Annotated in this window: 11 protein-coding genes; 8 read left to right on the top strand and 3 right to left on the bottom strand. The window is 71.0% G+C overall.

All coding sequences use genetic code 11. From position 1 onward, the window contains the following. The 7 genes from D466_RS0114050 to D466_RS0114020 form a co-directional block, all read left to right on the top strand. On the top strand, positions 1 to 198 hold a 198-nt coding region (locus D466_RS0114050), incomplete at its 5' end, for a response regulator (RefSeq protein WP_018914344.1). Next, a complete protein-coding gene (locus D466_RS0114045) occupies positions 195 to 725 on the top strand; it encodes a protein phosphatase CheZ (protein WP_018914343.1) in 531 nt (176 codons plus the stop codon). The genes D466_RS0114050 and D466_RS0114045, both read left to right, overlap by 4 nt. Before the next feature lie 31 nt (positions 726 to 756). Next, on the top strand, positions 757 to 1,722 hold the full coding sequence (locus tag D466_RS0114040; RefSeq protein WP_018914342.1) for a methyl-accepting chemotaxis protein: 966 nt from the start codon (positions 757 to 759) through the stop codon (positions 1,720 to 1,722). Between the two features lie 39 nt (positions 1,723 to 1,761). Further along, positions 1,762 to 2,130 carry a response regulator gene (locus tag D466_RS0114035; RefSeq protein WP_018914341.1) on the top strand — a complete coding sequence of 123 codons (369 nt, stop codon included), beginning with the start codon at positions 1,762 to 1,764 and terminating at the stop codon, positions 2,128 to 2,130. A gap of 33 nt (positions 2,131 to 2,163) precedes the next feature. Next, positions 2,164 to 2,490, top strand: a complete 327-nt coding sequence (locus D466_RS0114030) for a lipid asymmetry maintenance protein MlaB (RefSeq protein WP_018914340.1) — start codon at positions 2,164 to 2,166, stop codon at positions 2,488 to 2,490. After that, positions 2,487 to 4,745 (top strand): chemotaxis protein CheA, encoded by a 2,259-nt coding sequence (locus tag D466_RS0114025; protein WP_018914339.1) that lies wholly within the window; start codon positions 2,487 to 2,489, stop codon positions 4,743 to 4,745. The genes D466_RS0114030 and D466_RS0114025 overlap by 4 nt, the downstream gene beginning before the upstream one ends. A 97-nt stretch (positions 4,746 to 4,842) precedes the next feature. After that, the gene (locus D466_RS0114020; protein WP_018914338.1) at positions 4,843 to 5,394 is read left to right on the top strand and encodes a chemotaxis protein CheW; all 552 of its coding nucleotides are present in this window, start codon (positions 4,843 to 4,845) and stop codon (positions 5,392 to 5,394) included. A gap of 55 nt (positions 5,395 to 5,449) precedes the next feature. Here D466_RS0114020 and D466_RS0114015 read toward each other — a convergent pair whose 3' ends face one another. Next, on the bottom strand, positions 5,450 to 6,466 hold the full coding sequence (locus D466_RS0114015) for an LD-carboxypeptidase (protein ID WP_018914337.1): 1,017 nt from the start codon (positions 6,464 to 6,466) through the stop codon (positions 5,450 to 5,452). Beyond that, the gene (gene tadA / locus D466_RS0114010) at positions 6,459 to 7,073 is read right to left on the bottom strand and encodes a tRNA adenosine(34) deaminase TadA (protein ID WP_018914336.1); all 615 of its coding nucleotides are present in this window, start codon (positions 7,071 to 7,073) and stop codon (positions 6,459 to 6,461) included. The genes D466_RS0114015 and tadA overlap by 8 nt, the downstream gene beginning before the upstream one ends. 229 nt (positions 7,074 to 7,302) lie before the next feature. Between tadA and D466_RS0114005 the strand changes: the two genes are divergently transcribed. Further along, entirely contained in the window at positions 7,303 to 8,046 is a 744-nt protein-coding gene (locus D466_RS0114005) for an MgtC/SapB family protein (RefSeq protein ID WP_018914335.1), read from the top strand. Positions 8,047 to 8,109: 63 nt separating this feature from the next. On the opposite strand, the gene putA is transcribed toward D466_RS0114005, so the two are convergent. Then, positions 8,110 to 11,961: a trifunctional transcriptional regulator/proline dehydrogenase/L-glutamate gamma-semialdehyde dehydrogenase gene (gene putA, locus D466_RS0114000; RefSeq protein ID WP_018914334.1), complete on the bottom strand. Its 3,852-nt coding sequence runs from the start codon at positions 11,959 to 11,961 to the stop codon at positions 8,110 to 8,112. Positions 11,962 to 12,105: the final 144 nt, after the last annotated feature.

Here is a 12,105-nt window from a genome sequence, read left to right as displayed (position 1 = left end):
GAGATCCGCGCCAGCGAGGACCCCGGCATCCGCGGCCTGCCGGTGCTGATGGTCACGGCCGAGGCGAAGAAGGAGAACATCCTGGCGGCCGCGCAGGCGGGGGTCAACGGCTACATCGTCAAGCCCTTCCCGGCCGACGCGCTCAAGGCCAAGATCGACGGCATCCTGCACCGGCTGCAGGGCGGGGGTCGGTCATGAGCAGCCCACCGGACGCGCAGGCCTCGGGCCAGGCGCTGCACAACCTGCGCGAGGCCGACGCGCTGCTCACCCAGGGCGTGCAGCGCATCCTGCACGCCTCCAGCGACCTGCCCGGGGCCAGCCACCCGCTGCAGGAGGTGCTGCACCTGAGCGAGCAGCAGGCCATGCTGACCCTGGAGGCGGTGGAGGCCGCGCAGGCCGAGCTGCAGGCCATCCGCGACACCAACGGCGGCTTCATCGACCAGCGCCTGCAGCGCCTCGAAGGGCACCTGCAGACCATCCTGACCACCCAGCAGGGCCAGGACCTGACCGGCCAGCGCCTGAAAAAGACCATTTCGCTGCTGCAGGCCGTGGAGTCGCGCATCCAGGACGCGCTCGGCAAGCTGGGGCCGGTCGCCGCCGGGGAGCAGCCCGCGCTGGTCGAGCTGCACGCCGTGCTTCCTGCCGAGGCCCTGTCCGACACCTTCGGTGCCGGCCGCCTCGACCAGGACAACGTCGACGACCTGCTGTCCCAGCTGGGCCTGTAGCCCGGCGCCCCGCGCCAACCGAGAGACCGCCATGCAAGATGCCGCCCACTTCGTCCCGACCGCCGCCGGCGCGGCGGCGCCCGCCGACTCCCCCGCGGCGCGCGCGCTGGAGCTGCTGTCGCAGCACGTCCAGGGTGCGCGCTCTCAGATGGACGGCGCGGTGCTCGACCTCAGCCGGCGCTTCGCGCAGCTGCACGCGAGTTTCGAGAAATCCATGCGCGCCTCCGACGCGGCCGCCTCGGCGCAGGCCGGCTCGGCCGTGGCCGACGCCTTCTCGCAAAGCCGCGAGGAGCTCGGCCAGATGGTGGAGAAACTGCGCGTAGCCCTGCAACGGCGCGACGAGGCAGCGCGCCAGGCGCAGGGCGTGACCGGGCACGCCAGCGCCCTGCACGGGCTGGTCGAACGCGTGGCCGCGCTGGCCGCCAAGACCGACCTGCTGGCGCTCAACGCCACCATCGAGGCGGCGCGAGCCGGAGAGCACGGACGCGGCTTTTCCATCGTCGCCGAGGAAGTGCGCAAGCTCTCCGCGCAGTCGCGCCTGACCAGCCAGGACATGGCCGAGCGGGTGACGGCCATCGGCAACGAGATGCGCGCCATGGCCCAGGCCGCGATGCGCTCGACCGAGGAAGAAAAGCAGACTTTCGCCGACACCGACCAGGCCGTGCAGGGCGTGCTGGGGCGCCTGCACGAACTGGCCGCCGAGCAGGGGCGCGCGGCGGCCACGCTGCGAGCCGAGGGCGAGCAGGCGCAACAGGAAGTCTCCCGTGTCATGGTGGCGTTGCAATTCGGCGATCGCGTCAGCCAGATCCTGGACCACGCCGCGCGCGCGCTGCAGGACCTGTCGCAGGAGTTCGCCAGGTCCCCGTCCAGCCCCGACGGCGAAGCCATGCTGGCGCGCCTGGCCGTGGGCTACACGACGCAGGAGCAGCGCCTGGCCCACGAAGGGGCGCAGAACGATGCACAATCCGGCGGCGACGACGAGATCACCTTTTTCTAAAACGTTGCGTCCGCAATATCTCCGCGTTAGCCTGTCGAAATGTCCAAGACCATTCTGATCGTCGATGATTCCGCCTCCCTGCGACAGGTGGTGAACATCGCCCTTTCCAGCGCCGGCTACGAGGTGATCGAAGCCTGCGACGGTGTCGATGCCCTGTCCAAGCTGGACGGCCGCAAAGTGCACCTGATCATCAGCGACGTGAACATGCCGAACATGGACGGCATCGAGCTGGTGCGCCAGGTGAAGACCAAGCCCGACTACAAGTTCACCCCGATCATCATGCTGACCACCGAGAGCCAGGCCGAGAAAAAGGCCGAGGGTCAGGCCGCCGGAGCGCGCGCCTGGGTGGTCAAGCCCTTCCAACCTGCGCAGATGCTGGCCGCCGTGGCCAAGCTGATGCCGGCCTGAAGCCCTACCCGTAGCCCTGGAGCCGAGCCCACCATGGAAGTGCTGACCCGCGACGAGGTCGCGCCGGGACGCGTGGAGCTGCGCGGCTCCATGGACATCTACGCCGCCGCCGAACTGCACGCGCGCCTGCTGGAACTGCTGCGCACGCGCCAGCGCCTGGAGCTGGACCTGTCCGGGGTCGACGAGATCGACACCTCGGGCGTGCAGCTGCTGATGTCCACCAAGCGGGCCGCCGCCGCGCAAGGCCGCGCGCTGAGCCTGGTGGCGCACAGCCCGGCGGTGCTGGAAACCCTGGAACTGTGCCAGCTGCTGGCTTTCTTCGGGGATCCGGTGGTGGAGACGACGGGAGCCCGATCATGAGTTTCGAGCAGCAGATGCTGCAGGCGCTGCAGGCCTTCATCACCGAGGCGCGCGACCTGCTTTCCGGCATGGAACACAGCCTGCTCCAGCTCGAGGGCGGAGCCGACCCCGACGTGGTCAACGAGCTGTTCCGCGCCGCCCACACCATCAAGGGCTCGGCCGGCCTGTTCGGGCTGGACGGCGTGGTGCGCTTCACCCACCACCTGGAAAGCCTGCTGGACCAGATGCGCGCCGGCGCGGTCGCCGCCGACGACGCGGTGGTGGGCACGCTGCTCGACGCCCGCGACCACCTGGCGGGGCTGATCGAAGCCGTGGCCGAGGGCGGCGACGGCATGCACCCCGGCTCCAACGAGCAGGCGCTGGTGGCGCGCCTGCAGAGCCTGCAGGCGCCTTCGGGCCTGCCGCAGGCCCCGGCCTCCGCATCCGCCGAACCGCGGGCGCAGGCCGCTGCGGGCGCGGTCACGGTGTCGACGCTGTCCGCGGCCGACGCCGAGACCGTAGTGCGCCTGCAACCGCAGGAGGCAAGCACCGGCAGCTGGCACATTTCCCTGCGATTCGGGCGCGATTGCCTGCGCAACGGCATGGATCCTCTCGCCTTCATCCGCTACCTGCGCGGATTGGGCGACATCGTCGGGCTCGCCACGCTGGACGACGGGCTGCCCGCGCTGCCCGAGCTGGACCCGGAGTCCTGCTACCTGGGCTTCGAGATCAATTTCCGCAGCGAAGCGAGCAAGGCGGACATCGAGGCGGTGTTCGAGTTCGTGCGCGAGGACAGCGACATCTGCATCCTGCCCGCGCACAGCCGCATCGCCGAGTACGTGGAGCTCATCCGCTCGCTGCCGGAGGACGAACTGCGCCTGGGCGAGATCCTGGTGCAGGTCGGCACGCTGACCCGCCACGAGCTCGACCACGCGCTGCGCGAGCAGGAACAAGGCGCGCTGAGCCAGCCGCAGGGCGAGCGCGAGCCCCTGGGCCAGATCCTGGTGCGCGAAGGCGCCACGCACGAGCCCATCGTGCAGGCGGCGCTGGACAAGCAGCGCCAGGCCAAGGAGCGGCGCAGCCGCGAAGGCCAGATGCTGCGCGTGGCCGCCGACAAGCTCGACGCGCTGATCGACCTGGTGGGCGAACTGGTCATCGCCAGCGCCGGCAACGCGCTTCACGCGCAGCAGCCCGAGCAGGTCGAGGCGGCCGCGCAGGTCACGCGCCTGGTGGAGGAAATCCGCGAGCGCGCGCTCAAGCTGCGCATGGTGGAGATCGGCGAGACCTTCGCGCGCTTCCAGCGCGTGGTGCGCGACACCGCGCGCGAACTCGGCAAGGACATCGCGCTGGTGATCCAGGGCGGCGAGACCGAGATGGACAAGTCGCTGGTGGAGAGCATCACCGACCCGCTGATGCACCTGGTGCGCAATTCGATGGACCACGGCCTGGAAAAGCCCGACGTACGCATCGCCCGCGGCAAGCCGGCGCAGGGAACCCTGCGCTTGTCGGCGACCCACGACGCGGGCAGCATCGTCATCGAGGTGGTCGACGACGGCGCCGGGCTGAACCGCGAGCGCATCTGCGCCAAGGCGGTGCAGCGCGGCCTGATCGCCGCCGAGGACGCCGAGGCCATGCCCGACGCCGAGGTGTGGAAACTGATCTTCGAGCCGGGTTTCTCCACCGCAGAGACCATCACCGACCTGTCGGGGCGTGGCGTGGGCATGGACGTGGTGCGCCGCAACATCGAGGCCATCCGCGGCAGCATCGAGATCCACAGCGAGGCAGGCAGGGGCACGACGATGCACCTGCGCCTGCCGCTGACCCTGGCCATCATCGACGGCTTCCTGATCGAAAGCGGCGGGCGCAACTACGTGCTGCCGCTGGACGCGGTGGTCGAGTGCCTGCAGTACCCGGAGAACGCGCCGCAGCAGGGCTACCTGAACCTGCGCGGCGAGGTGCTGCCGTTGCTGCACCTGGAGCGCGCGCTGGGCACCCGGGCGGAAGGCGCGCCGGGCGCCGCCGGCTCGCGCCGCAACGTGGTCGTGGTTTCCGCGTCGGGGCAGCGCGTGGGCCTGGTGGTCGAGCGCCTGCTGGGCGAGTACCAGACGGTGATCAAGCCGCTGGGCTCGCTGTTCGCCCACCTGCGGGGCATCGGCGGCTCGACCATCCTGGGCAACGGGCGCGTGGCGCTGATCCTCGACGTTCCGGCCCTGCTCGCCGCGGCGCCCGAGGTGACGCGCCATCACCGCGCGCTGCCGGGCGCGCAGGCCGCCTGAGGCCGCGGATGCACCGCATGTCCCGCCCGCGCGAACCCTGACCGCCCATGCTGGCACAATCGGCCCTGCACGCACGTTCATTCCACCCGCATTCGCCATGAACCTTCCCGTCCCAGCCTCCTCCACGTCGGCGGTTTCGCTCGATGCCCTGCACGCGCACGGTCCCGCGGGGCCCGGCCAGTACCTGACCTTCTCGCTGCAGGGCGAGTCCTACGGGGTGGACATCCTCGGCGTGCGCGAGATCATCGAATACGCGCGCCCCACCACCATCCCGATGATGCCCGGCTTCGTGCACGGGGTGATCAACCTGCGCGGCCACGTGGTGCCGGTCATCGACCTGTCGCAGCGCTTCGGCCGCCCGCCCACCGAACTGCGCGCGCGCACCTGCATCGTCATCGTCGAGGTGAACACCGCCGACGGCGCGCAGGCACTGGGCGTGCTGGTCGACGCGGTCAACGCCGTGCTCGACCTGGACGATTCGCAGATCGAACCGGCGCCGGCCTTCGGCACCGGGCTGCGCCGCGAGTTCATCCAGGGCATGGCGCGCATGGACAGCGGCTTCATCATCCTGCTGGACATCCCGCGCGTGCTGTCCACCGAGGACCTCGCCGCGCTGGCACACGTGGCCGAAGGCAGCGCCACGGCCTGAACGCGAAGGCGCCGGCGGCGAGCCGGCGCATGCCGCGTCCCGCGCGGCCGCGCCTTCAGTGCGGGTCGTGGGAATCGTGCCCGGTGCCGTGGGCGTGCGCGCCCGGCGCCAGATGGTGGCCGCCGTGCGAGTGGCCGAACACCAGGTAGGCGTCCGTGCCGTCGCGCAGCAGGCGGCAGCGCGCGCCGTGCGGCAGGCACAGCTTGGTGCGCACGTGCCCGAAGGGCAAGCCGCTCAGCACCGGCACCTTGTACTCGCGCAGGCGCGAGCGCAGCCAGGCCACCACGTCGGGCAGGTCGTAGCCGGCGTCGTGCTCGCTCAGGCGGTAGTCGGTGAAAGCGCCCAGCAGCACCGCACGCTGGCGCTGCAGCACGCCGGCACCCAGCAGCTGGGTGAGCATGCGCTCCACCCGGTAGGGGTGCTCGGACACGTCCTCCAGGAACAGCACGCCGCGCGCGCGCGGCAGGTAGGGCGTGCCCACCAGGTTGCACACCAGGCTCAGGTTGCCTCCCCACAGCACGCCGGAGGCGTCGAGCGAGCGCGGGGCGTCGGGGCATTCGAAGCCCACCGCCTCCAGGCGTGCATCCACGACGTCCAGGAAGCTTTCCTGGGTGATCTCGTCCACCCGCTCGGCGCCGAAATCGAAACTCGCCATCGGGCCGCTGTAGCTCACGGTGCCGGCGCGCGCCAGCATGGCCAGTTGCAGCGCGGTGAAATCGCTGTGCCCCACCCACACCTGTCCTCGCCGGCTCACGGCCTCGTGCAGCAAGGCGTAGTCCAGCGCATCGAGCACGCGCGTGAGGCCGTAGCCCCCGCGCGTGGCCATCACCACGCTCGCGCGGCTGCGCGCGGCACGGTGCAGCGCCTGTACGCGCCGCGCGTCGCTGCCGGCGAAACGCTGCTCGCGCAACAGCGCCGCGGAGTCGATTCGCACGCGAAAGCCCAGCTCGCCCAGGTGCTGCGCAGCGCGCTGCACGCGTTGCGGCTGCGGCACGGCGCCGGAAGGAGAGACGATGCGCAGTTCTCCGCGCGGGAAGGCCTTGCGCGCCTTCGGCGCGGCGGGTTCAGACATCGAAATCCTCTCCGGGCTGGTCCAGGTGGCTGACCTCGATGCCGCCCTGCGCGGCGCCCTGCCCGGATTCGTCGGCGGCCTGCGCGCGTTCCTGCGCGCCCAGGCGCCGGCGCTCGCGGAAGAACTCCTGCAACAGGGCCCCGCAGGCCGCGGCCTCCACGCCGCCGTGCAGCTGCGCGTGGTGGTTCAGGCGCGATTCCGCGAACAGGTTCAGCACGCTGCCCCCGGCCCCGGTCTTGGGGTCGAAGGCCCCGAACACGACCCGCTGCACGCGCGCGTGCAGCATCGCCATCGCACACATCGCGCAAGGCTCCAGCGTGACGTACAGCGTGCAGCCGGGCAGCCGGTAGTTGCCCAGCAGGCTGGCGGCCTGGCGCAGCGCGACGATCTCGGCATGCGCGGTGGGATCCGAATCCCCCACCGGACGGTTGTAGCCGGTAGCCAGCACCTTGCCGTCGCGCACCAGCACGGCGCCCACCGGCACCTCGCCCAGCAGCCAGGCGTTCTGCGCCTGATCCAGCGCCAGGCGCATGAAGGCGCTGTCCGCCTGGGCATCCGGCGGATCGGGCAAGTCGCAGCCGTGCTCGGCCTCGGGTTCTCGGTCCATGGCGCAAGCATACCCGGGCGCGTCGTGCGCATGGCGCTCTGGCCCCACGCTCGGGGCATGCTCGGGCACGGCGGCAGCGTGTGAGGCCCTATTTCTGACGGGGTAATAGGGTCGTACGGATGGTGCCATGATGGAAAGCTTTCCTTTGAAACCTATCGTTTGAAACCTGAGGTTTGAAACCTGAGGTTTGAAACCAATGGCAGCCCATCGTGCTGCCAGGGAGGACGCCATGCCACACAGCTACGATCCGATCCTGCGTCTGTTGCTCGCGGCGCTGCTGGGAAGCGTCATCGGCCTTGAACGCGAACGCCTGAACTGGATGGCTGGGCTGCGCACGCACATGCTGGTGTGCGTGGGGGCGGCTCTGGTCATGCTGGTGTCGGCCTTCGGCTTCGCCGATTCCCTGGGCCGCCCCAACGTGGTGCTCGACCCTTCCCGCGTGGCCGCGCAGGTGGTCTCGGGCATCGGTTTTCTCGGCGCCGGGGTGATCCTGCTGCGTGGCGACGTGCTGCGCGGCGTCAACACGGCCGCCAGCCTGTGGTCGGTGGCCGGCGTCGGACTCGCGGTGGGCGGCGGCATGTACCTGGCGGCGACCAGCGCGACCGCGATCATCCTGATCATCCTGGCAGGGATCAAGCCCTTCGAGAACCGCCTGTCCCACGCCGCCGAATTGCAGGGCAATACCGCGCACGGCCCGCGCGTACCCGACCTGGAATTGCTGGCCGAGCGCGATTCGCTGGGGGCGCGGACCGTCTGCGAGGCACTGCGCGACGAGCCCGCGCGCCTGACCGGCATGGTGCTCACGCCCGGCGAACAGCGCCGGGGCCCGGAGCCCCTCGACACCCTCGACCATCTGAGCTTGAACTTCGACCCGCTCTCGGCGCCTGCGCTGCAGCGCATCGAACAGCGCCTGCTGGCGCTGCCCGGCGTACGTGCCTGCTGGCGCGGCGCGGCCGCCGGGGTGCCGCGCTGAGCCTGCCCACCGATCGCGGATTCGGCGGGGGCGGACTCGGCGGGGACGACCCGGCGCCTCGCTTCAGCCGATGGTCATCAGGCTGGCGTTGCCCCCGGCAGCGGCCGTGTTCACGCTCACCGACTGCTCGTGCAGCAGCAGCTCCAGCGGGTAGTCCGAGGCCTTGATGCCGTCGCTGGGCAGCGCATAGACGTTGACCACCGCGTGGTCCAGGCGCGTGAGCTCGGCCTGCAGCTCGCGCAGGCCGGCCGGCCCGCCCTCGTACAACGCGGCGTCGGGCAGGTCCTGCGCCGAGGCCAGGCGCACGCGCTCGCGCAGGGGCTGCGGCACCAGCGCCGCGGCTTGCTCGGCGTGGGCGCCGGACAACAACGCGACGTTGCCGGTGGCCAGCGCGGCGGCGGCCTGGCGCAGCAGTTCCTCGCGGCTGCCGGCGCGGCACAGCAATTGGCCCCGCGGCAGCAGCAGATAGTCGTTGTGCTCGCCCACCGGTCCGGCCAGGCGAACCGGCTGCACCGCCGGCGCCAGCGTCGCGTAGGCCTGCGCCGCCGGGATGTCGATGCCCTGCCCGCGCAGCGCATCCAGCAAGAGCCGCAGTTCCTCGGGCGCCTCGGCGCAGCGCAGGAACGGAGCCCCGGTGGGTGCGACCAGGCGCCGCAGGTACAGCGGGCCGCCGGCCTTCGGCCCGGTTCCCGAGCGCGCATGCCCGCCGAAGGGCTGCACGCCCACCACGGCGCCGATGATGTTGCGGTTCACGTAGACGTTGCCCGCGCGGATGCGTGAGCCCGCCCTGGCGATGGTCTCGTCGATGCGGCTGTGGATGCCGAAGGTCAGGCCGTAACCCAGCGCGTTGACCGCGTCGATGGCCTGCTCCAGCTGCTCGCTGGGGTAGCGCAGCACGTGCAGCACGGGGCCGAAGACCTCGCGGCCGAGTACGTCCACGGAGGGAATCTCCACCAGCGTGGGCGCCACGAAGTGTCCGTGCCGAGTCGCTTCCGGAAGCTTGGGTGCGTACACCGTGTAGCCACGCGAGCGCATGGCCTCGACGTGGCGCTCGATGGTCTCGCGCGCTTGCGCGTCGATCACCGGGCCCACGTCGGCATCCAGGCGGTCCGGGCGTCCGAGCTGCAGCTCGTCCATCGCGCCGCGCAGCATCTCGAGCAGACGATCGGCAACGTCTTCCTGCACCAGCAGGATGCGCAAGGCCGAGCAACGCTGGCCGGCCGAGTCGAAGGCCGACGCGACGATGTCCGTCACCGCCTGCTCGGGCAAGGCGGAGGAATCCACCACCATCGCGTTCTGCCCGCCGGTCTCGGCGATCAGCGGAATCGGCAGGCCGTGCGCGTCCAGGCGCTCGGCCAGCTGGGCCTGGATCAGCCGCGCCACCTCGGTGGACCCGGTGAACAGCACGCCGCGCACACGCGCATCGCCGACCAGCGCGGCGCCGACCCGTCCGTCCCCCGGCAGCAATTGCAAAGCCCCCGCCGGCAGCCCGGCCTCGAGCAGGATCTCCACCGCCGCATGCGCGATCAGCGGCGTCTGCTCGGCCGGCTTGGCCAGCACCACGTTGCCCGCGGCCAGCGCCGCCGCGATCTGCCCGGTGAAAATCGCCAGCGGGAAATTCCACGGGCTGATGGCCACCACCGGCCCCAGCGGACGGTGCTCGGAATCGTGCAGGTGGCGCACCGCCTGCGCCGAGTAGTAGCGCAGGAAGTCCACCGCTTCGCGGACCTCGCCGATGGCCGCGGGAAGCGCACGCCCCGCCTCGCGCACGATCAGGCTGGCCAGGCGCGGCATGCGCTGCTCCAGCAGATCGGCGGCGCGCTGCAGGATGGCCGCGCGGTCGGGCGCCGGCGTGGCCTGCCACACGGGGGCCTCGGCCAGCGCCAGCTCGAAGGCACGCGCGCACAGCGCCGGATCGGCCTCCACCACGGAGCCCACCACGTCACGCAGCTCGGCCGGGTTGAGCACGGGGCGCGCCGCGCCCTGCACCTGGCCGTCGGCCAGCAGCGGGCGCGCCTGCCAGCGCGTCTCCAGGCTGGCCAGCCCGGCCGCGGCCAGCGCGCCCAGGCGTTGTTCGTTGCTGAGGTCGAAACCGGCCGAGTTGGCACGCTCGCCGCCGTACAGATCCACCGGCAGCGCGATGCGTTCGTGCGGCGCGCCCAGCGGCACGATGCGCCGCGCCTCCTGCACGGGGTCGGCGACGATCTCGTCCAGGTCGGCCTTGGGATCGTTGATCTTGTGCACGAAGGAGGTGTTGGCTCCGTTCTCCAGCAGCCGGCGCACCAGGTAGGCCAGCAGGGTCTCGTGCGTGCCCACCGGGGCGTAGATGCGGCAGGGCCGGTTCAGGCCCTCGGAGGACACCACCTCCTCGTACAGCGGCTCGCCCATGCCGTGCAGGCACTGGAACTCGTACTGGCCGACGTAGAAATTGTGGCCGGCCATCGCGTGGATGGCCGCCACCGTGTGCGCGTTGTGGGTGGCGAACTGCGGGAACACCGCCTGCGGGGCGTCGAGCAGCTTGCGCGCGCAGGCCAGGTAGGACACGTCGGTATGCACCTTGCGGGTGAACACCGGGAAGCCCTCCAGGCCGTCGAGCTGGGCGCGCTTGATCTCGCTGTCCCAGTAGGCGCCCTTGACCAGGCGCACCATCAGGCGCCGGCGCGAGCGCTGCGCCAGGTCGATGAGGAAATCCAGCACGAAGGCCGCGCGCTTCTGGTAGGCCTGCACGACGAAGCCGATGCCGTTCCAGCCTTGCAGCGCCGGGTCGAAGCACAGGCTTTCCAGCAGGTCCAGCGACAGCTCCAGGCGGTCGGCCTCCTCGGCGTCGATGTTCAGGCCGATGTCGTACTGGCGCGCCAGGCGCGCCAGGTGGCTCAGGTGCGGCAGCAGTTCCTCCATCACCCGCTGGCGCTGCGCTCGGCTGTAGCGCGGGTGCAGCGCCGACAGCTTGATGGAGATCCCCGGGCCTTCGTAGATGCCGCGGCGCTGCGCCGACTTGCCGATGGCGTGGATGGCCTGCTCGTAGTCGCGCAGGTAGCGCTCGGCGTCGCGCGCGGTGAGCGCCGCCTCGCCGAGCATGTCATAGGAATGCCGGAAGCCCCGCGCCTCGCGCTTGCGCGCGTTGGCCAGGGCGTCGGCGATGGTCTGGCCCAGCACGAACTGCTCGCCCATCAGGCGCATGGCCATGTTCACGCCGCCGCGCACCATGGGCTCGCCGCCGCGCGCCACCAGGCGCGTGAGCAGCGAGGACAGCTTGTCCTCGCTGCTGGTGACCACCAGGCGCCCGGTGAGCAGCAGGCCCCAGGTGGCCGCGTTGACGAACAGCGAGCGTCCGCCGCCGAGATGGCTCTGCCAGTCGCCCGCGCCCACCTTGTCACGGATCAGCGCGTCGCGCGTGGGGGTGTCGGGAATGCGCAGCAAGGCCTCGGCCAGGCACATCAGCGCGATGCCTTCCTGGCTGGACAGCGCGTACTCCTGCAGCAGGGTCTCGACCAGGCCGCGGGTGCGCTTGGAGCGCAGCTTGAGCGCCAGCCGGCGTGCCGTGTCCTGCACCGAGGCCGCCAGTTCCGGCGCGAGTTGCGCCTGCGCCAGCAGCGCGGGCACGCATTCGGTCTCGGGGCGCCGGTAGGCCGCGGTGATGGCCGCGCGCAGCACGGTCTGGGGTTGCACCTCCTGTGCCATTTCCAGGAAAGGCACCGGCGCCGGCTCCTGCTGCGCCTCGGTGGCGTCCAGTCCGCCCGGCTCGGCGGCCTCCTCGCCGGCGGCCAGACCCTCGCCCCGCTCCAGACGCTCCAGGCCCTGCAGGATCATCTGCTTGACCACGTAATGCGGGCTGCGGCCGTGCGTTTCCGCCGCGGCCTTGATGCGCAGGCGCACCTGCTCGTCAATCTTGACACCGATCGTCGTGACACCCATGAATGCAGTCCGGTTGTGCAGTCCGCAAAGCGGCATGGCGCGCATGGTTGCACCTTTGTGCCGCAAAGTAAAGAACGAGGTATAACCTTGATACCATTCCGTGCCGGCTTTAGGTGTAACCCTAATGCGTCTCAGGGTAACACC

Source organism: Thiomonas sp. FB-6 (assembly GCF_000377645.1).
Taxonomy (GTDB): domain Bacteria; phylum Pseudomonadota; class Gammaproteobacteria; order Burkholderiales; family Burkholderiaceae_C; genus Thiomonas_A.
The sequence above is the reverse complement of the archived record's forward strand: the minus strand, read 5'-3'. Positions and strand labels throughout refer to the sequence as shown.